The sequence below is a fragment of the Plantactinospora sp. B24E8 genome, assembly GCF_039871735.1.
In the GTDB taxonomy this organism is placed as follows: domain Bacteria; phylum Actinomycetota; class Actinomycetes; order Mycobacteriales; family Micromonosporaceae; genus Plantactinospora.
Window position 1 is genome coordinate 289,697 of sequence record NZ_JBDPMH010000007.1, and the last position, 19,009, is coordinate 308,705.

20 protein-coding genes are annotated in these 19,009 nt (G+C 72.2%); 12 read left to right on the forward strand and 8 right to left on the reverse strand.

Features of this window, described 5'->3' with window-relative positions; translation table 11 throughout:
* The first annotated feature begins 199 nt into the window (after positions 1-199).
* Positions 200-1,234, forward strand: a complete 1,035-nt coding sequence (locus tag ABGB21_RS14540) for an SIS domain-containing protein (RefSeq protein WP_347678171.1) — start codon at positions 200-202, stop codon at positions 1,232-1,234.
* Between the two features lie 60 nt (positions 1,235-1,294).
* Positions 1,295-2,842: a histidine kinase N-terminal domain-containing protein gene (locus ABGB21_RS14545; RefSeq protein ID WP_347653464.1), complete on the forward strand. Its 1,548-nt coding sequence runs from the start codon at positions 1,295-1,297 to the stop codon at positions 2,840-2,842.
* Between the two features lie 16 nt (positions 2,843-2,858).
* Here the strand turns inward: ABGB21_RS14545 and ABGB21_RS14550 are convergent, their stop codons facing one another.
* On the reverse strand, positions 2,859-4,340 hold the full coding sequence (locus ABGB21_RS14550; protein ID WP_347653587.1) for a glycosyltransferase family 39 protein: 1,482 nt from the start codon (positions 4,338-4,340) through the stop codon (positions 2,859-2,861).
* A 470-nt stretch (positions 4,341-4,810) separates the two neighbouring features.
* Here ABGB21_RS14550 and ABGB21_RS14555 point away from each other — a divergent pair, with 470 nt between their 5' ends.
* From ABGB21_RS14555 to ABGB21_RS14570, 4 genes are read left to right on the forward strand one after another with little or no spacing between them, the layout of a single operon-like run.
* Entirely contained in the window at positions 4,811-6,550 is a 1,740-nt protein-coding gene (locus ABGB21_RS14555; RefSeq protein ID WP_347678143.1) for a nitrite/sulfite reductase, read from the forward strand.
* Positions 6,547-6,723 (forward strand): hypothetical protein, encoded by a 177-nt coding sequence (locus ABGB21_RS14560; protein ID WP_347678145.1) that lies wholly within the window; start codon positions 6,547-6,549, stop codon positions 6,721-6,723. The genes ABGB21_RS14555 and ABGB21_RS14560 overlap by 4 nt, the downstream gene beginning before the upstream one ends.
* Positions 6,720-7,481: a phosphoadenylyl-sulfate reductase gene (locus ABGB21_RS14565; RefSeq protein ID WP_347678147.1), complete on the forward strand. Its 762-nt coding sequence runs from the start codon at positions 6,720-6,722 to the stop codon at positions 7,479-7,481. Before ABGB21_RS14560 ends, ABGB21_RS14565 begins: the two co-directional genes overlap by 4 nt.
* Before the next feature lie 16 nt (positions 7,482-7,497).
* Positions 7,498-8,262: a CbiX/SirB N-terminal domain-containing protein gene (locus ABGB21_RS14570; protein ID WP_347678149.1), complete on the forward strand. Its 765-nt coding sequence runs from the start codon at positions 7,498-7,500 to the stop codon at positions 8,260-8,262.
* A 269-nt stretch (positions 8,263-8,531) separates the two neighbouring features.
* On the opposite strand, the gene ABGB21_RS14575 is transcribed toward ABGB21_RS14570, so the two are convergent.
* Positions 8,532-8,789 (reverse strand): WhiB family transcriptional regulator, encoded by a 258-nt coding sequence (locus tag ABGB21_RS14575; protein WP_130464821.1) that lies wholly within the window; start codon positions 8,787-8,789, stop codon positions 8,532-8,534.
* A 417-nt stretch (positions 8,790-9,206) separates the two neighbouring features.
* A complete protein-coding gene (locus ABGB21_RS14580) occupies positions 9,207-10,154 on the reverse strand; it encodes a diacylglycerol kinase family protein (protein WP_347653468.1) in 948 nt (315 codons plus the stop codon).
* A gap of 41 nt (positions 10,155-10,195) precedes the next feature.
* Here ABGB21_RS14580 and ABGB21_RS14585 point away from each other — a divergent pair, with 41 nt between their 5' ends.
* The gene (locus ABGB21_RS14585; RefSeq protein WP_347653469.1) at positions 10,196-10,609 is read left to right on the forward strand and encodes a hypothetical protein; all 414 of its coding nucleotides are present in this window, start codon (positions 10,196-10,198) and stop codon (positions 10,607-10,609) included.
* Between the two features lie 31 nt (positions 10,610-10,640).
* Here the strand turns inward: ABGB21_RS14585 and ABGB21_RS14590 are convergent, their stop codons facing one another.
* Positions 10,641-11,051, reverse strand: a complete 411-nt coding sequence (locus ABGB21_RS14590) for an ATP-binding protein (protein ID WP_347653470.1) — start codon at positions 11,049-11,051, stop codon at positions 10,641-10,643.
* Positions 11,052-11,268: 217 nt separating this feature from the next.
* Entirely contained in the window at positions 11,269-11,676 is a 408-nt protein-coding gene (gene sodN, locus ABGB21_RS14595; protein WP_347653471.1) for a superoxide dismutase, Ni, read from the reverse strand.
* 83 nt (positions 11,677-11,759) lie between these two features.
* Here sodN and ABGB21_RS14600 point away from each other — a divergent pair, with 83 nt between their 5' ends.
* From ABGB21_RS14600 to ABGB21_RS14615, 4 genes are all read left to right on the forward strand, one after another.
* Entirely contained in the window at positions 11,760-12,128 is a 369-nt protein-coding gene (locus ABGB21_RS14600; protein ID WP_347653472.1) for a S24/S26 family peptidase, read from the forward strand.
* 159 nt (positions 12,129-12,287) lie between these two features.
* Complete coding sequence (locus ABGB21_RS14605) at positions 12,288-13,523, forward strand: NADP-dependent malic enzyme (RefSeq protein ID WP_347678151.1); 1,236 nt, start codon at positions 12,288-12,290, stop codon at positions 13,521-13,523.
* Positions 13,524-13,562: 39 nt separating this feature from the next.
* Positions 13,563-14,525, forward strand: a complete 963-nt coding sequence (locus ABGB21_RS14610; protein WP_347678153.1) for a zinc-binding dehydrogenase — start codon at positions 13,563-13,565, stop codon at positions 14,523-14,525.
* Positions 14,526-14,905: 380 nt separating this feature from the next.
* On the forward strand, positions 14,906-16,183 hold the full coding sequence (locus ABGB21_RS14615) for a hypothetical protein (RefSeq protein WP_347653473.1): 1,278 nt from the start codon (positions 14,906-14,908) through the stop codon (positions 16,181-16,183).
* Positions 16,184-16,279: 96 nt separating this feature from the next.
* Here the strand turns inward: ABGB21_RS14615 and ABGB21_RS14620 are convergent, their stop codons facing one another.
* Both ABGB21_RS14620 and ABGB21_RS14625 read right to left on the reverse strand, forming a co-directional pair.
* A complete protein-coding gene (locus tag ABGB21_RS14620) occupies positions 16,280-17,287 on the reverse strand; it encodes a chlorophyllase (RefSeq protein WP_347678155.1) in 1,008 nt (335 codons plus the stop codon).
* Positions 17,288-17,338: 51 nt separating this feature from the next.
* On the reverse strand, positions 17,339-18,298 hold the full coding sequence (locus ABGB21_RS14625; RefSeq protein ID WP_347678157.1) for an alpha/beta hydrolase: 960 nt from the start codon (positions 18,296-18,298) through the stop codon (positions 17,339-17,341).
* 180 nt (positions 18,299-18,478) lie between these two features.
* On the opposite strand from ABGB21_RS14625, the gene ABGB21_RS14630 reads away from it, so the two are divergent.
* On the forward strand, positions 18,479-18,649 hold the full coding sequence (locus ABGB21_RS14630) for a hypothetical protein (RefSeq protein WP_347653476.1): 171 nt from the start codon (positions 18,479-18,481) through the stop codon (positions 18,647-18,649).
* 108 nt (positions 18,650-18,757) lie between these two features.
* Here the strand turns inward: ABGB21_RS14630 and ABGB21_RS14635 are convergent, their stop codons facing one another.
* Positions 18,758-18,937: a DUF6104 family protein gene (locus tag ABGB21_RS14635; protein ID WP_331212238.1), complete on the reverse strand. Its 180-nt coding sequence runs from the start codon at positions 18,935-18,937 to the stop codon at positions 18,758-18,760.
* Positions 18,938-19,009 lie beyond the last annotated feature (72 nt).

The window sequence follows — 19,009 nt, forward strand, 5'->3', positions numbered from 1 at the left end:
GTTGGGGAGCCTAGGGCATGGCGACCGGACGTGGTGATCTACTGCGCAAAGCTGATCGTTAGATTGCTTCATCGGCTTGAATCGTGCAAAGCTGAGCACGAAACGCGCGGGAATCGAGCATCGGCCCGGGCGTCCCGCGGCATGTCCCGAGCGCGACGCCGGGCAGGAGGAGGTCATCGTGGCGCAACCAGGTGCCGGTATGGCGGCGGACATCAACGAGCAGCCGGCGGGTTACGCGCGGCTGCTCGAACCAGCGTCGTTGACCGCGATCGCGCAGGTGGCGGCCGTGATCGCCGAGCGTCGTCCGAAGCACGTGGTGTTCACCGCCCGGGGCACCTCGGACCACGCCGCGCTCTACGCCGCGTACCTCACCGAGATCCGGCTCAACCTGCCCGCCGGGCTGGCCTCGCCGAGCGCGATCACCGTCTTCGGCGCCCGGCCCGACCTCTCCGAGGCACTGGTCATCGGGGTCAGCCAGAGCGGCGGCTCACCCGACCTGACCGAGGTGCTCCGGGTGGCCCGCGCCTCCGGCGCGCTGACCCTGGCGGTCACCAACAACCCCGACTCGCCGCTCACCGCGGCCGCGGAACTCGCCATCGACGTCGTCGCCGGACACGAGCGGGCGGTCGCCGCCACCAAGACGTACACCGCCGAACTGCTCGCCCTCCTCCTGCTGGTCGAGGGAATCCGGGCCGGCGACGGCCGGCTGCCGGCCGACGAGCGGGCGGTGCTGGAGACGCTGCCGGAACTGGCCGAGTCGACTCTCGCCGACCCGCTGCCGGGCCAGCTGGCCGCCCGCTACCGGTTCGCCGACCGGATGGTCACCACCGGCCGGGGGTACGCCTACCCGACCGCCCGGGAGGCGGCGCTCAAGCTGATGGAGACCTCCTACCTGCCGTCACTCGCCTTCTCCGGCGCCGACCTGTTGCACGGCCCGCTGGCGATGACCGACCCGGACGTCCCGGTCCTGGCCGTGGTCGGCGCCGGTCCCGGCGGTACGGCGATGCGGGACGTGGTCGCCAAGGTCGGCGAGCGGCGGGCCGACCTGGTCGTGGTCGGCCCGGCCGACGTGCCCGGAGCCGCCGCCCGGATGCCGGTGCCCGAGGTCGACGAGCGGTACGCGCCGCTGCTGGACATCCTGCCGGTGCAGCGGCTCGCCCTCGCGTTGGCGCTGGCCCGAGGCGAGGACCCGGACGCCCCGCGCGGGCTGCACAAGGTCACCTCGACCCTCTGAGCGGCACTCCGGCTTCTCCTCCGATACCCGCCGCCTGGTGCGACGTGGCAGGCTTGCCCCGTGTCCACGCTGCGTGATCTCGCCGAGGAGCACACCGGTCTGCGTCCGGTCGACATCGACCATCTGCACCGGGTGGCCGGCGAATGGCAACTCCTCTCCGACCTGTCCTTCGCCGACCTGCTCCTCTGGGTGCCGGTCAGCGACACCGACTCGTTCGTCTGCGTCGCCCAGGTACGCCCCACCACGGCGCCGACGGCGTACCAGGACGACCAGGTCGGTCGGATCGTCGGCGGACCGGAGGTCGCCCACCTGGCGATCGCCTCCACCCAGGGCCGGATCTGGCGGGAGGGCGACCCGGTCTGGTACGGCGACACCCCGGCCCGGCACGAGGCGATCCCGGTCCGGCTGCGCGCCGTCGACGGGGAGTCCGGCGAGGTGATCGCGGTGGTGGGCCGGGACACCAACCTCTCCACCGCCCGGACCCCGAGCCAGTTGGAACTGAACTACCTGACCACCGCCGACGATCTCGCCCAGATGCTGGCGGACGGGACGTTCCCGCCCCCACGGCATCCGGGCGAGACGACCACCGCCCCCCGGGTCGGCGACGGTCTGATCCGGCTCGACGCCCAGGGCAAGGTCACCTACGCGAGCCCGAACGCGCAGTCCGCGTACCGGCGGCTCGGGTTCTCCTCGCACCTGGTCGGCGAGGACCTCGCGGCGCTGAACGGGCGACTCGCCGCCGACCCGCTGGAGGGGACCGAGGCGGCGAACCGGGTGCTCGCGGCCCTGCGCGGCGAGGCGCCACCCCGGCGGGAGATCGAGGCGCGCGGCGCGACCGTACTCACCCGGGCGCTGCCCCTGATGCCCGCCGGAGTGCCGATCGGCGCGCTGGTCCTGGTCCGGGACATGACCGAGGTACGCCGCCGCGACCGGGCCCTGATCACCAAGGACGCGACCATCCGGGAGATCCACCACCGGGTGAAGAACAACCTGCAGACGGTCGCCGCGCTGCTCCGGCTGCAGGCCCGCCGGGTCGGCATCCCGGCGGCCCGGGCCGCCCTGGAGGAGTCGGTCCGCCGGGTCGCCTCGATCGCGTTGGTGCACGAGACCCTCTCCATGTCGAGCGACGAGGCGGTCGAGTTCGACGGCATCGTCGACCGGGTGGCGGCGGCCGCCGCCGAGGTGGCGGCGACCGAGGTACGCGTCCGGATGAGCCGGCAGGGCAGTTTCGGTGTGCTGCCGGCGGAGATCGCCACGTCGTTGGTGATCGTGTTGAACGAATTGCTGCTCAACGCGGTCGAACACGCCTTCCCGCCACCGGCCGAGAGCGGTACCCGGCCGGCGGACGCCGGCACCGGGGTGGTCGAGGAGAGCGCCGAGCCACCCGAGGTGGTGGTCTCGGCGCATCGGTCCCGCAAGCAGCTGCACGTGACGGTCGCCGACAACGGCCGTGGCCTGCCGGCGGACTTCGACGCCGACCAGCGCAGCCGGCTCGGCCTGCAGATCGTCCGGGCGCTGGCCACCGGGGAACTGCGCGGCACGATCGAACTGCGCAACCGGGAGGGCTGCGGCACCGAGGCCCTACTCGTCGTCCCGCTGGTTCGCTGAGCTGCCGCGCGGCGGGTCAGCCGACGCGGGTCAGCAGCGCCACGGTCAGGCCGGGCACCGTCCACCGGTGGTCCAGCCGGAACCGGCTCCGTAGCGGCTCCGCCTTCGCCGCCGCGACCCCGGCCAGCGGATCGTCCCGTTCCCCCCGGACCAGCAGCCAGACCCGGTCGACCGAGGTCAGGCAACTGGCCGGCACCGGGCATTCGCTGGCCCAGAGGTCGGCCCGGCGTACCGCGTCCTGCCGCAACAGCACGTCCCGGGGCCGGTCGCGACGCAGCTGATACGCGACCGCCACGTCGAGGAGGGCCCAGCCGCCGCGCGGCGAGTAGACGATGCCGTCACCCGGCCGCTGCCCGGCCGCGATGATCCGGATGGCCGCCGGATAGTCGACCTCGGCGCTGCGTGGGGTCTCGTGGGTACGCCGGACCGCCCGCTGCTCCGGTGCCCCGAGCAGGCCGGTGACCAGTACGATCGCCAGCCCGGCGGCAGGCCGCAGCGGAGCCAACGTGGTGGCCGCGAGCAGACAGCCGAAGGGCAGCACGACGAGCAGGTAACGCGGCACCCAGAGCGGGGTGAGCTGACCGCCGACAAAAAGCAGCACCACCGGCAGCAGCACGGTGGCGCCGAGGGCTACCCGCCACCGGCCGGCCCCGGCCGGCGTACCCGCGGCGGACCCGGACCCGTGGGGCCCCGGGTGCCCGGCGGACCCGGCCAGCCCGACCGCGGCCAGCCCGAGCAGCAGTCCGCCGACGCTGCTCGCCTGGGCGAGGTTGCCCGGCAGGTCGACCAGGTCACCCGGGCCGGGCCGGTCCACCCAGTCCAGCTGCCGGCCCTGCTGACCACGGCCGAACACCGCCAACGGGGCCAGCAGCAGCGCCGCCCCGGCGACCGCCGCCGCCCACCCGGGCAGCCGCCCGCGCCGATGCAGGAGGACCGCGACCGCGTGCCCGGCGAGCACGCTGACCGCGACGAGGTTGGCCAGGCCCAGTCCGACGACGGCGGCCGTGTACCCGAGCCAGCGCGGCCAGGTCGGTCGGTCCAGCGCCCGGACCAGCAGCAGGGTGGCCAGCACCGCGAGCAGGACCGCCAACGCGTACGGGCGGGCCTCCTGGCCGTACCGGGAGGTGCTGGGCAGGACCGCGAGGAGCAGGCCGCCGACCAACCCGGTACGGGCGCCGAACAGCCGGGTGCCGAGGACGGTGGTGAGCCCGGCGGCACCGGCCATGCAGAACGTGGACGGCAGGCGCAGGGCGGTGACCGAGTCGCCGGCGACCGCGATCCAGGCGTGCAGGAGCAGGTAGTACGGCGTGCTGACCGCGTCGATGGTGCCGGCCAGCCGGAGCAGGTCGCCGACCGGTCGGGACGCCGCGCTCCAGGTCGCCAGCTCGTCCCGCCAGAGCGGGGCTCCGTCGAGTTGGACGGCGGTGATCAGCAGGGTGGCCAGGGCCGGCCACAGCCAGAGCGCCCGGCGGAGCCGGTTCGGCGCGGGACCGCCCACTACCGCCGCCTCGATCACCTGTTCCCGGCCGGGCAGGCCGGGCGACGGATCGTCCACGGTTGCTGTCCGGTGCGACCCTGTCCAACCCAGCACTGTCTGTCGTATTTTTCCTGGTACGAGGAATAGTAGCGTGACCCCCGCCACAGCGGGTCCGTCAGGCGGGACGTCCGCTCGCCGACTGTGGTCCGGGCGATACGGATGTGGGAGCATGACGGGTATGACCGCCGCCGTGCGCCGCTTCGCGAGGCCGGGATTCACCTCCCGTCGCCACGTCGACTACGGCCGCGTCCGCAGCGCGATCTGTCCGGCCCACTGACGTCGCCTGGACCTTTCCGTCCCGGGCGCGCACCGGGCCGGCTCCCTGACACGTTGTCTCCCTGACACGTCGTCGACACCGTCGCCGGCCCGCTCGGCCGAACGCGGTCGGCTGCGCGCCCTCCCCGCCGCACCCGACAACGGAGGACGCCGCGATGGCGGTCAGCAGTACCCCGGTCCGACCCGGCGCCACGAGCGACCCGACGGCCACCCCCGCCCGGCCCGCCCGTCCGGCGCGTCGCCCCCGGGGCGAGGGACAGTGGGCGCTCGGGCACCGTGAGCCGCTCAACCCCAACGAGCGCACCAAGAAGGACGACAACCCGCTCAACGTACGGGCCCGGATCGAGAGCATCTACGCGCACCGGGGCTTCGCCTCGATCGACCCCGCCGACCTGCGCGGCCGGTTCCGCTGGTGGGGGCTCTACACCCAGCGCAAGGCCGGGATCGACGGTGGACGTACCGCCGTGCTGGAGCCGCACGAGCTGGAAGACGAGTACTTCATGCTCCGGGTCCGGATCGACGGCGGCGAGCTCAGCCTGGAGCAGTTGCGGGTCGTCGCGGACATCTCCCGGGAGTTCGCCCGGGACACCGCCGACATCACCGACCGGCAGAACATCCAGCTGCACTGGGTGCGGATCGAGGACATGCCGGAGATCTGGCGCCGGCTGGAGGCGGTCGGCCTGCAGACGACCGAGGCGTGCGGCGACTGCCCCCGGGTCGTGCTCGGCAGCCCGGTCGCCGGCGTCGCCGAGACGGAACTGCTCGACCCGACGCCGGCGATCGACGAGATCGTCCGTCGCTACGTCGGCGACCCGCAGTACTCCAACCTGCCCCGCAAGTTCAAGTCCTCGATCTCCTGGCTGGTCGACACCCCGTACGAGGTCAACGACATCTCCTTCCTCGGTGTCGAGCACCCGGAGCACGGCCCCGGCTTCGACCTCTGGGTCGGCGGCGGACTGAGCACCAACCCGATGCTGGCGCAGCGGCTCGGCGTCTGGGTGCCGCTGGACGAGGTGCCGGACGTCTGGGCCGGGGTGGTCGGCATCTTCCGTGACTACGGCTACCGGCGGCTGCGGCACCGGGCCCGGCTGAAGTTCCTGGTCGCCGACTGGGGTGTGGAGAAGTTCCGCGAGGTGCTGGAAAAGGAATACCTGGGCCGGAGCCTGCTGGACGGTCCGGCGCCGGAACTGCCGGCGAAGCCGATCGACCACATCGGGGTGCACCGGCAGCGGGACGGGCGCAACTACGTGGGGGCGGCGCCGGTGGTGGGCCGGATCTCCGGCACCCAGCTGGCCGAACTGGCGGACGCGGCGGCCGAACACGGCAGCGGCCGGGTACGCCTCACCCCGTACCAGAAGCTGCTGGTGCTCGACGTGCCGCCGGAGCGGACCCAGTCGCTGGTGGTGGCGCTGCGCCGGATCGGTCTGGAGCCGTACCCGTCGGTCTGGCGCCGGGACACCATGGCCTGCACCGGCATCGAGTACTGCAAGCTGGCCATCGTCGAGACCAAGGCCCGGGGCCAGGAGCTGGTGGCCCGGCTGGAGGAGCGGCTGGCCGGCGCCGACCTCGGCGCGGCGGGGCTGACCATCCACCTCAACGGCTGCCCGAACGCCTGTGCCCGGACCCAGACCGCGGACATCGGGCTCAAGGGCCAACTGGTGGTCGGTCCGGACGGCCGTCAGGTCGAGGGTTTCCAGGTGCATCTGGGCGGCGGCCTCGGCATGGCCGAGGGGCAGAGCGCCGGCTTCGGCCGCAAGCTGCGCGGTCTCAAGACCACCGCCGAGGAACTTCCCGGGTACGTCGAGCGGCTCACCCGCCGCTACCTGGCCGGACGTACCGCCGACGAGAGCTTCGCGAACTGGGTTGTGCGAGTCGACGAGGAGGAACTGCGATGAGTGGTGACACCCGAGCCGCGCCGATGTATTGCCCGTACTGCGGTGAGGAGGACCTGCGGCCCCACGCGGAGTCGCACGGTGCCTGGGAGTGCCGGGCCTGCGCCCGGGTCTTCACCGTCAAGTTCACCGGCCTGCTCGCCGCCGCCGTCGCGAACGAAGGGGAACCCACATGAGTCCGGTGGTGGCGGCCAATCTCGGCCTGGTGAAGCTCGGTCCGCAGGCGCCGGTCGACCCGGCCCGGCGGTCCCCGGAGCAGTTGCGGGCGCTGGCCGAGGAGGCCAACCGTGAGCTGGAGGGCGCGCCGGCGCAGGAGATCGCCCGGTGGGCGGCGGAGGAGTTCGGCGACCGGTTCTGCGTGACGAGTTCGATGGCCGACGCCGTCCTCGCCCACGTGGTCTCCCGGGTCGCGCCCGGCGTCGACGTGGTCTTCCTCGACACCGGGCTGCACTTCCCGGAGACGCTGAGGGTACGCGACACGGTGGCCCGGACCCTGCCGGTCAACGTCCGGTCGATCCGACCCCGGCAGACCGTCGGCCAGCAGGACGGCGAGTACGGTCCCCGGCTCTTCTCCCGGGCGCCGGACGAGTGCTGCGGGCTGCGCAAGGTGGAGCCGTTGGAGCGGGCGCTCGCCGACTACGACGCCTGGGCGGCCGGGCTGCGCCGGGACGAGTCGCCGACCCGGGCGAACACGCCGGTGGTCGGCTTCGACCCGCGGCGCGGCAAGGTGAAGGTGAATCCGATCGCGGCCTGGACCCAGGCGGACGTGGACGCGTACGTCGCCCGGTGGAACATCCCGGTCAACGAGCTGTTCCGGCAGGGCTACACCTCGATCGGCTGCTGGCCGTGCACCCGGCGGACGAAGGCGGGGGAGGATCCCCGCGCCGGCCGGTGGGCGATGTTCGAGAAGACCGAGTGCGGCCTGCACTCCTGACCGACGGACCGGACCGGTGACCGGGGCGTCGGACCCGGTCGTGCTGGTGGCGCACGGCAGCCGGGATCCGCGGGCCGCCGCGGTGACCGAGGCGCTGACCCGGGCCGTCGCGGCGGCCCGGCCCGGCCTGCTGGTCCGGGCCAGCTATCTCGACCACGGACCGCCCCGCCCGGGGGCGGTGCTGGCCGGGCTGGAGGCGGCCGGTCACCGGGCGGTGGTGCTGGTCCCGCTGCTGCTCACCGCGGCCTACCACGGCCGGGTCGACATCCCGGGCGCCCTCGCCGCGGCGCGGGACGCCGGGCTGCGGATCCCGGTCCGGGTCACCGACGTGCTCGGGCCGACCGTGGCCGGGCCGCATCCCGAGCTGCTGGCCGGGCTCCGCCGTCGGCTGTCGGAGGTCACCGGCGACCGGTCGGCCGGCCGGGACGGTGCGGTCGACGGTGTGGTGTTGGCCGCGGCCGGCACTCGGGACGCCGCCGCCCGGCGTACGGTCGAGCGGGCCGCTGAGGCGCTCGGTGCCACGTTGGACGTGCCGACCCGGGTCGGGTACGCCTCGGCGTCGCCGCCGACCGCCGGTGAGGCCGTGACGGCGCTCCGGGCGGCCGGTGCCCGCCGGGTGGCGGTCGCCACCTACTTCCTGGCGCCGGGGCGGCTCCACGGGTCGGCGATGGAGTCGGCGCGGCGGGCGGGGGCGGTCGGATTGGCCGCGCCGCTCGGGGACGCGCCCGAACTGGCCCGTCTGGTGCTCGCCCGGCTCGACGAGTCCCGGCACACAGCGTGATCAAAAATACCGAGGGTTACGGAGCGTGTGCGTGCCGCCAAGATGTGCCCGCCGGATTGGCGGAGCGTGTGTGCGGCGATCAGATCCGTGATGGTGTTCCCGGGATCGGGACGGTGACGGCAGCCTATGGTGAATCATCTTCTGGTGTCGTTCGGCCGGCGTTCGGCGGAATGAATTCTTCTCGGCACTCGTCGTATTCGAAAAGCAGAACGTCCCGGGGGAGAGGATCCCCCGGGACGTTCGTTGCGTCGGTGCGGTCGATCGGTCGATCAGGCAGAGTGAGCGCGCAGGACCCGCAGGCCGCCGCGGCGCTTGACGGCGCGCCGCTCTTCTTCGCTCATTCCGCCCCAGACCCCGGCGTCCTGACCGGATTCGAGTGCCCACTGCAGGCACTCGTCGGTCACGGAGCAACGCCGGCAGACGGCCTTGGCCTGCTCGACCTGCAGCACGGCAGGGCCGGACGTCCCGATCGGGAAGAACAGCTCCGGGTCCTCGTCGCGGCAGGCAGCATGGTGGCGCCAGTCCATGGCGGCAACACTCCTCATTCTGGGTGGGCGGCAGTGCTTGGTGGATCTTTCTTTATGCGTCTGCGGTGTCGATCACGACGGGGGTGCCCATCGTTACGGCAGCCGAGAGCAGGCTTTGTGTTTGTGGAACCTGCGGAGGACTCTCGCCGGCGGGGCGCGTCCACGCAATGTTCCGGTAACTCAAGTTCGCTTGTGAATACTTTCACGAACGCTCGCGATGTCAAGGGTAACGCCCGGAAAAACTCTGGACAGGTGAGACAGCTCACGACCCATTTGCCCGGATTCCCGCCCTTGTCGGCACCCGGTGCGCCACAGCCGAGAATCAATATAGTACAGTCCACCCGACATTGCTGGCATTTCCGGCACCGTCCTGGTAGGTCGCTTCGGGCCTGCTCTGTCGGTGGCTGTACCCCAGGGTCAGCAGATTACTCTTAGTGCAGCCGTGACGGATGTGAATCGCACCTTGTTCCGCTCGCCGAGGTAGTCGCCGTCCACCTGGAACGCCTGCGGGCGCTCGGCCACCACGGTGAACTCGTCCAGGTCGTGCAGCCGCAGGACCTGCCGGCCGTGCGGATCCGGCTGACGGGCCAGCATCTGACCCACCATCCGGGTCGTGCTCGGGACCCGCAACCGGCGGATGGCCAGCACGTCCAGGCCGAGGTCGAACGAGGCGTCGGGGTTCGGGTTCACCTCGCGGCGCCCGACATAGGTCCACGGCGCGGTGTTCTGGACGATCACGGTGGCCAGGTCGCCCTGGGCCGGCTCGCCCGGACGTTCCAGGCTGATCGTGGGATGCCGGCGCTCCGTGCCGAAGAGGTACTGCTCGGCGATCGACCGCAGATAGAGGGTGGGGGTGGAGACCCGGCCCCGGCGGCGGGCCCGCTCCACCCGGTGGATCACCGCGGCGTCCAGCCCCAACCCGGCGCAGAAGGTGAAGTACCGGTCGTCCGCGCGGCCGAGGCCGATGGTGCGTACCCGGCCGAGCCGCAGTGCCTCGAGGATCACACTGGTCGCCTCCGGCCACTGGCTCGGCAGACCCAAGGCCCGGGCGAAGACGTTTGTCGAACCACCGGGCACCGGGGCGAGGGCCGGCCGGCGGTCAGCGGGCGACGGGGCGTCGCGATCGTCCGGCGTCCCCGTCATCAGACCGTTGACCACCTCGTTGACCGTGCCGTCGCCACCCAGCGTCACCACCAGGTCGACCCCGTCCCGGACAGCCTCCCGGGCGAGCGCCGTCGCGTGCCCACGCCGTCGGGTGTACTCGACGGTGAGGTCGACCTCGCTGCGGAGCGCGCGGACGAGCACGTCCCGGCCCCGGCCCGTGGTGGTGGTGGCCTTCGGGTTGACCACCAGGATGGCCCGCATGGGCGGCACTGTACCCCGCGACGCCGAGTATCGTGGCGGCCGTGACAAGCGACTCCGAACCGCTCCCCGGCCAACTGCTCGGGGCGGTGTGGCTGCTCCGCGCCGAGGCGGCCGGGCTGGCGGTGCTGGCGCTCTTCCTGGTGTACGAGACACTCACGGTGACCGCCACCGACCTGGTCAACGCGCTCTTCGTCACCGGATTCGCGGCGATCGGCGCGGCCGTGCTCTGGGCGCTGGCCGTCGCGCTCGGCCGGCGCCGCTCCGGCGCCCGGGCCCCGGCCATGGTGTTGCAGCTCATGCTGCTGCCGATCGGTTACTACATGCTGCAGGGCGGGTTGGGCTGGCTGGGTGGCCCGCTCATCGCGCTCGGCCTGCTCGTTTGCGGCCTGCTGCTGAGCCCGCCGACGAACCGGGCGCTCGGCTTCGGCGTGGAACGGAACCGACCTTCGGCCTAGCGGGCACCGGCCCGACAGACGTGAGGCGTGGTCAGACCCCGCCGGAGCGCCGGGTGAGCAGGGTGATCGTCGCCCGACCGTCGACCACGGCCGCCGAGGCCGAGGTGGTCAACGCGGTCAACACCTTCCAGGCGAAGGACGACTCCGCCGGCAGCCGGGAGCCGGGAGCCGTCGGCACGGCGACCTCGACGGTCAGCGCGTCCTCGGTCACCGCGAACCGGCAGTCGAGTTCGGCGTCCCGGGTCGCCACGGCCAGCAGCATCGCGCAGGCCTCGTCGACGGCGATCCGCAGGTCCTCGATCTCGTCCAGGGCGAAGTGCAGCCGGGCGGCCAGCCCGGCGGTGGCGGTACGCAGCACCCCCAGGTAGCCGCCGTCGGCGGGCACGGTCAGGAGGACGACGTCGTCACCGGTCGTGGACGGTGTGGTGGTCAGCGGTGTCACCAAAATAATCCCCCGTACGGGACTCTACCGGACCGGTGCGCCCCCGGTCGCGCGTGCTCTGCCTGCCGGAGCGCGCGGTGTCAGGGGTCGCGAACACCGGCTTCTGGTGGGCGTCCGGCGACTACGGCCGGCACGCCCGTCAGGCGTACCGGCCGGATCGTCGTCGCGGTGACCGCGCCGGTGACGCCGGTGGCGTACCGGCCGGCGCCGACCGGAGTCAGGCCTGCTTGGTCTCCCAGAAGATCTTGGCGATCTCGTCGATCTTCTGCAGCAGCTCGTCGGCCTTGCTCGCGTCGGTGGTCGCCTTGGTGCCGCCACCGCCGCCGGCCAGCTTGGTGGCCTCGTTGAACAGCTGGTGCAGCTGCGGGTACTTCTCGAAGTGCTGCGGCTTGAAGTAGTCGGTCCAGAGCACCCAGAGGTGGTGCTTGACCAGTTCGGAGCGCTGCTCCTTGATGATCAGCGCCCGGGTACGGAACTCCGGGTCCGTGTTCGCCTGGTACTTCTCGTCGATCGCCTTGATCGACTCGGCCTCGATCCGGGCCTGGGCCGGGTCGTAGACGCCACAGGGCAGATCGCAGTGCGCGCTGGCGACGATGCGTGGTGTGAAGATGCGCGGAAGCCGCATGGGATCCTCCATAGCAAGTCTGTGATGATCCATGACGACACTACTCCTGCGATATGTCTCCCAAGGGGCGGAGGTGAAACTCGGTGTCCGCCGACATCGCCGCCGGCGGGAGTCGTCCCCGGGCGCCTGTTTTTGCCGTACTCGTGGTGGGGCCGTCCATGGTGCCGACCCTGCGGCACGGCGACGCGGTGCTGGTCCGGCGCGGCGGCCGGGCCGTCCGTCCCGGCGACCTGGTGGTCGCCGAGTTCCGTGACCGGCCCGGGCTGGTCGTGGTCAAGCGGACGGAGTACGCCGTCGACGGTGGCTGGTGGCTGCGCGGCGACAACGGCCTCGTCACCGACGACTCCCGGGCGTACGGGGTGGCCGACGTGTGGGGTCGGGTGGTGCTGCGGTACTGGCCGCGTCCGCGGTGGTTCCGGCGCCGGCCGGGTACTCCGGTCGCGACGCGCTGAAGACCGGTTACCAGTTGGTAGGGCCCTGGACGGCACCGGAGGCCCGACCCGCCACTATGCTCTGTATCTCATAACCGGGTGACCCCCGCACCGCTGCCGGCGATCGCCGATCTCGCGTCCAACCGGCCGCTTCATCTGCTCGACGATCCTGGAGTCACCATGTCATCCCCTGCCGTGGACCCGTCATCTCCTGTCGTGGATCCCACCGACCCGGCCTTCGCCCTGCACCGTGGCGGCAAGCTGGCGGTCGCCTCGACCGTCCCGTTGACCACCCGGGAGGACCTGTCCCTCGCGTACACCCCGGGGGTCGCCCGGGTCTGTGAGGCGATCGCCGCCGACCCTGCCCTGGTCGACGAGTACACCTGGGTCCCGCACACCGTCGCGGTGGTCACCGACGGCTCGGCCGTACTCGGGCTCGGCAACATCGGGCCGCGCGCCGCGATGCCGGTGATGGAGGGCAAGGCGGTGCTGTTCAAGCAGTTCGGCGGCGTGGACGCGGTGCCGGTCTGTCTGGACACCCAGGACGTCGACGAGATCGTCTCGGTGGTGACCGCGCTGGCGCCGTCGTTCGGCGGGATCAACCTGGAGGACATCAGCGCGCCCCGGTGCTTCGAGATCGAGCGTCGGCTCGACGAGGCGCTGCCGATCCCGGTCTTCCACGACGACCAGCACGGCACGGCCGTGGTGGTGCTCGCCGCGTTGCGCAACGCCGCCACGCTGCTCAACCGCAAGCTCGGCGACCTGCGGGTGGTGGTCAGCGGAGCCGGCGCCGCCGGGGTCGCGGTGACGAAGATGCTGGTGGCCGGTGGGGTGAACCCGGCCCAGGTGGTGGTCTGCGACTCGCGCGGCATCCTGCACCGGGACCGGACCGACCTGACCGCGACCAAGGCCGAACTCGCCGCGCTGACCAACGCGGCCGGCCGGTCCGGCGGCATGGTCGAGGCGTTGCGCGACGCCGACGTGCTGATCGGGGTCTCGGGTGGACAGATCCCGGAGGAGGCGCTGGCCGGGATGGCGCCGGGTGGGGCGATCTTCGCGCTGGCGAACCCGACCCCCGAGGTGCACCCGGAGGTGGCCGCCCGGTACGCCGCCGTGGTCGCCACCGGTCGCAGCGACTATCCCAACCAGATCAACAACGTGCTCGCCTTCCCCGGCATCTTCCGGGGTGCGCTCGCGGCCCGGGCGACCCGGATCACCGAGGGCATGAAGGTCGCCGCGGCCGACGCGATCGCCGCGGTCGCGGTCGAGGGGGAGTGGGACGGTACGGTCGCGGTCGCCGCCGGGCAGTTGCGGGCCGACGCCATCATGCCGTCGCCGCTCGACCCGAGGGTGGCGCCGGCGGTGGCCGAGGCGGTCGCCGAGGCGGCCCGCCGGGACGGCGTCGCCCGGTCCTGACCGGTTCGTCCGAGGAGATCGGCGGCGTACGCGTGTAACGTGTCGATCATGCGTGCCGCGTACGCCTCCAGGTTCGACGCCGACGATCCGCTCGCCGCGCTGACGGTCGGCGAGCGACCGGAACCGACGCGTCCGGACCCGGACTGGGTGATGGTGGAGGTCCGGACCAGCTCGCTGAACCACCACGACCTGTGGTCGCTGCGTGGGGTCGGGCTGGCCGCGGACCGGCTGCCGATGATCCTCGGCTGCGACGCGGCCGGGGTCGACCCGGACGGCAACGAGGTGGTCGTCTTCCCGGTCGTCCCCGACCCGGCCGATCCGCGCGGGCTGTCGCTGCTCTCCGAGCACCATCCCGGCACCCTGGCCGAGCGGGTCGCGGTGCCCCGGGCCAACCTGGTGCCGAAGCCGGCCGGGATGTCCTTTGTCGAGGCGGCCTGCCTGCCGACGGCCTGGCTGACCGCCTACCGGATGCTCACCACCCGGGGCCGGGTGGCCGAGGGTGAGTCGGTGCTGGTCCAGGGCGCCGGCGGCGGGGTGGCGACCGCGGCGGTCGTGCTCGCCGTCGCGCTCGGCAAACGGGTGTACGCGACCAGTCGCGACCCGGGTAAGCGGGAGCGGATCGCCGCGCTGGGCGCCACCGCCGTGGCGCCCGGCGCGCGGCTGCCGGAACGGGTCGACGTGGTGATCGAGACGGTCGGCGCGGCGACCTTCGACCATTCGTTGAAGTCGGCCGCGCCCGGGGCCCGGATCGTGGTCAGCGGCGCGACCGCCGGCCACGAGCCGACGGTGAACCTGCGTCGGGTCTTCGCCATGCAGTTGGAGATCCTCGGTACGACCATGGGCACCGCGACGGAACTCGCCGAGCTGCTCGACCTCTGCGTGACGCGCGAGGTCCGGCCGGTTGTCGACTCGGTGCACGGCTTCTCCGAGGTCACCGGGGCTTTCGCCCGGCTGTACTCCGGCGAGGTCTTCGGCAAGGTCGTCCTGGACCACACGAGTTGACGATCGCCCCGCCGCCCGGACTCCACCGGCGGCGGCGAGCGGAACACGCGCGTCGGCGGCATTTGAAAATCCGGACGTTTTGCCAGCAATCGAAACGGACACCCGGGCAGGAAAAGCCGTCGAAAAAGCGCCGGTAAGTCGGGCTAAAGGCGGACTTCAAGAAAACTAAAGGTTGGGTTTGTCCCCATTCTTTCGCGCCTCCGACCCCTTGGGTCCGGCGGGTACAGTCGTCCCGTTCCGCCCCGCTGATCGCGGACGATGTGTACGGCGAAGGAGTCGGGATCTTGAAGAATTTCTCACTGTCAGACCAGAATAAGCGGCGCCAATCACGATCAATACGGGGAAAGCGCAGACGTTCCTGGCGTACCCCCCGCTCCCTGGTGGTGGGCTCGGCAACGTTGGGGATCGTCCTCGCCGGGCTCGGCGTCGCGGTCGCGAGCAGTGGTGACGAGTCGGTGACGATCACCAAGCCCGGCACCGTCCTGGAAGGCCGGAAGATCAACGGGTACGTGCATATCAAGGCCGACGACGTCACGATCAGGAATACCACCGTCAGGTACGGCGGAGCGCACACGATACGGATCTTCGAGGGTGTCAGCGGGGCGCTGATCGAGAACACCAGTATTCAATGCACCGAGCCGCAGACCAACGGTCTCGTATTCGGAAACTACACGGCCCGGAAAGTGCGGGTCACCGGCTGCAGGTTCGGCTTCATGCACTCGCCCGACGCGCCGGCGACCATTATCGACTCGACCTGGAACGGCGAACCGGTGGCGGCCGGCGACCTTCCCGCCGAACACGAGGAACCGACCGGGGCCGAGCCGAGCCCGACGCCGGACGCCACCCCGGACGGCACGCCGTCCAGCGGAGCCAAGCCGGGGGGCGAGGCGACCAAGACCACCGCCCCGAACCTCGCCATCCCCACGTCGTTCCCGGGTCCGGACAACACCGGCGTACCCGCCGGCACCAAACTGAAGGCCTCCGGTTCGCTGAAACTGGCCGAGGACGGTGCCGTGGTCAGCGGTCTCGACATCACGGGCTGCGTCACGGTCACCGCGCGGAACGTGGTCATCCGGAAGTCCCGGATCACCTGTGACAGCAACTACTCGATCCGTACCGACGGGGCGGACAACCTCCTGGTCGAGGACGTCGAGATCGACGGCATGGGCCGGAACTCGGCGGCGGTCTGCTGTGGCGAGTACACGCTCCGCCGGGTCGACATCAGCAACGTCATCGACGGTCCCCGGCTGGGCAGCAACGTGGTCGTCGAGGACTCCTGGATCCACCACCTGAAGCGGCAGCCGGGTTCGCACAACGACACGCTGCAGACCACCGGCGCGTCAAACATCGTGGTCCGGGGCAACTCGCTGGAGGCATACAACCCGGTGACCAGGGACCCGTTCAACGCCTGCCTGATGATCGGCTCGACCACCGGGCCGGTCGTGGAGAACCTCGTCTTCGAGGGGAACTACTGCAACGGCGGAAACTACTCGATCGGCGTACGTACCGACCTGAACGCCGTCAACATCCGGTTGCGCGCGAACGTCTTCGGCCGCAACTACCGGTACGGCGTGATCGCCCGGCCGACCCAGCGTGGCATCAGCTGGGACCGGGCGACGAACCTCTTCGTCGACACCCGCCGACCCGTGGTGGGATAGCCGGCCCCGGCGGGGTGCGGGCGGTCCGGACCGGCCGCACCCCCGCGCAGCCGGCGTCGGTTCCGGCCGGTGTCCTCGGCTCGCCGGACCGGCCGGTCACAGATTGTCGTCCAGGGTGGCGAGTCCACCCTGGACCGCCTGCTCCGGCAGCCGGCGCTTGGCCCGCTGGTCGCCGTAGAGCGTCCAGCGCAGGAACTCGACCGTGGTGCCGGCGACCACCGACAACGCCCGCTGGTCACGGCCGAGCAGCGCCCGACCGTGGTCACCGTCGGGCAGGGTCAGCATCGCCTTGGGCCAGGGCACCCGGTCGTACGCCGCCCGGCCGGCGCGGTACGACACGACCTCGTCCCGGACACCGTGCACGAAGAGCTGGGGTGCGGCGGTGCCGGCGAACGCCGTACCGACACCGAGCGCGGTACCGGCGAGCACGATGCCGGCGTCGAGCCGTGGATCCCGGCCGGCGGTGAAGAGCCCGATGGTGGTCACCCCGCCCGCCGAGTGGCCGGCCGCGGCCACCCGGTCCGGGTCCAGGTGACCACGGAACGGGTCACCGGCCCGGTCGGCCAGCGCCAGCAGCCGGGTCAGCACGTACGACGCGTCGGCCGGCTGGTTGACCACGTCGAGTACCTGGATTCCGCCGCTGGCTCCCCGACTGGTGTGCGGATAGGCCGGTGCCGCCACCACAAAACCCGCGGCCGCCCACCGGACGAGCAGTGCCCGGTAGTCCGCCGGGCGGCCGGTCAGGCCGTGACTGAACAGGACGACGGGAAAACGTCCCTCCGCCACCGGCAGCGCCGACCTCGGCGTCCCGTCGACCGGGCCCGGGGCCGGATACCAGACGGTGACCGGAAGCGGCCGGTCCCCGCCCCGGTTGAACGTCAACTCGCGCACCCCGACCGCGGAACGGCGGGACGGCGCGACGCCGACCGGAGCGGTCGACGTACCGCTGTCGGCGGGGAAGGGGCTGTTTGACGCCGTACCGGTCGCGGTCGGCCGGGGGGCCGTCGACCGGTCCGGGCCGATTGAGCAGGCGGGTACGGCCAGCACCAGCGTCAGGCTGAGCGCGGAACCGGCCAGGACCGACCGGGCGGAACGTCGACGCATGCCACCGATTCTGCCCGGCCGCCGCTGGCTGGGCGGACCGGCCGCCGTCGGTCAGGACGAGGCCCCGCCTGACCACCCGGTGCCGTCCGGCGACAGGAAGGGGCCCTCCCGCACGGCGGTGCGGAGGGTGGCCAGGGCGTCCGGGTCGCCGTACAGGGTCCAGCGCAGGAAGTTCGTGGTCAGCAGGACGGTCCGGTCGAAGTCGGGACGACCGGGGGTGAGGAAGTCACCATGCCCCCGGCCGGGCAGGGTGACGAACGCCTTCGGCCAGGGCACCCGCTGGTAGGCCTCGCGGCCCCGGCTCAGCGGCACCACCCGGTCCGCGTCGCCGTGCAGGAAGAGCAGCGGTGCCGACGGTCCGCCGTAGCTGGCCCCGGGCATGCCACCCCCGGCGAGCACGATGCCACCACGTAGCCACTCCGAGTGTCCGGGGGCGAAGAGACCGGAGGTGGTGTAGCCGCCGGCGGAGTGTCCTGCCGCGCCGATCCGGGTCAGCGCCAGGTGCCCGGCGAACCGGTCGCCCGTCCGCTGGTTGAGCAGGCCGAGTTCGTCGAGGGCCCGCCAGGCGTCCGCCGGCTGCCGGCGGATGTCGGCCCGGTCGAACTGGGGCGTACGCGCCCGGGTGTGCGGGTAGGCGGGCGCGGCGACGACAAAACCGGCCGCCGCCCAGCGGGTGGTCAACGGGGCGTGCATCTCCGGCAGGCTGTGCAGGCCGTGACTGAAGAGCACTACCGGAAACCGGCCGGGTGCCATCTGGGCGTCCGGCACCAGGGTCGGGGTACCGGTTCCGGCCGGTGCCGCCGACCGGGCCGGGTACCAGACGGTGACCGGAAGCGGGCGGGCGGTGCCGCGACCGAGATCGAGCGTACGCACGCCGACCGCGTACGTTCGATCCGGCGCCGCCCCGGGCAGCGCCGTCGGGGCTGACGCGGCGACCGCCCACCCGCCGACGGTGAGCGCGATCGGCAGCAGCAGGGCGGTCAGCCCGGCGACCAAGGGGTGGACGCGCACAGCACCGACGGTAGACGGCGGTACGCCGTACGAGGTCAGCTTTCCGGCCGCGCCGGCCGGCCGGCCGGACGGTTTGTCCCGCCGTACGCCGTCGGTTCGGGTTGTCCCGGTGACCCGATGCCGTCCGGTCGCTCAGGTGGGGGACGTTCGTGCTGGTCCGGGTTCGCTATCGTGCTCGGCATGGCTGATCCACATCCTGACCCCAGCGGCAACACGGAGGCGTTCCGGGCCTTCGCCCACTCCACCGAGCCGCCGGCCGCCGCACCGCCGTCCCGCCTGCCGTTGATCATCGGCATCGCGGTGGTCGTCGCCGTGCTGATCGTGCTGATCGGCTGGCTCGCGCTGGGCTGACCCGCCCGCAGGTCGGATCGACACCGCGACGGCTGTCCCGGGGCGGGACAGCCGTCGCGGTACAGCGCGGTTCCTGGTCGTCGACCAGCTACAGGTCGACTCGACCAGCTACAGGTCGTCCTCGTCGTCGAGCCGGGCCAGCCAGGTGGCGAACCGCTCGATCGGCGTCTCGAACTCGGGGTTGAGGTCGACGAAGTCGCTCAGCCGGGCGCCGAGCCATTCCAGGGTCACCGTCTCGGTGCCCCGACGCTCGACCAGCTCCTCGATGCCTCGGTCGGTGAAGTACACGACGTCCTCTTTCGGATAGTGCAGCCTGTCCCGGGCTGACCGGCCCGGTGGCCGGGCCCGTCGGCTGACGGT

Coding starts and splice junctions, on each gene's coding strand:
- ABGB21_RS14540 (WP_347678171.1), top strand. CDS start 200: ATGGCGGCGGACATCAACGAGCAGCCGGCGGGTTACGCGCGGCTGCTC.
- ABGB21_RS14555 (WP_347678143.1), top strand. CDS start 4,811: ATGGCGGTCAGCAGTACCCCGGTCCGACCCGGCGCCACGAGCGACCCG.
- ABGB21_RS14560 (WP_347678145.1), top strand. CDS start 6,547: ATGAGTGGTGACACCCGAGCCGCGCCGATGTATTGCCCGTACTGCGGT.
- ABGB21_RS14565 (WP_347678147.1), top strand. CDS start 6,720: ATGAGTCCGGTGGTGGCGGCCAATCTCGGCCTGGTGAAGCTCGGTCCG.
- ABGB21_RS14575 (WP_130464821.1), bottom strand. CDS start 8,789: ATGGACTGGCGCCACCATGCTGCCTGCCGCGACGAGGACCCGGAGCTG.
- ABGB21_RS14580 (WP_347653468.1), bottom strand. CDS start 10,154: ATGCGGGCCATCCTGGTGGTCAACCCGAAGGCCACCACCACCACGGGC.
- sodN (WP_347653471.1), bottom strand. CDS start 11,676: ATGCGGCTTCCGCGCATCTTCACACCACGCATCGTCGCCAGCGCGCAC.
- ABGB21_RS14605 (WP_347678151.1), top strand. CDS start 12,288: ATGTCATCCCCTGCCGTGGACCCGTCATCTCCTGTCGTGGATCCCACC.
- ABGB21_RS14620 (WP_347678155.1), bottom strand. CDS start 17,287: ATGCGTCGACGTTCCGCCCGGTCGGTCCTGGCCGGTTCCGCGCTCAGC.
- ABGB21_RS14630 (WP_347653476.1), top strand. CDS start 18,479: ATGGCTGATCCACATCCTGACCCCAGCGGCAACACGGAGGCGTTCCGG.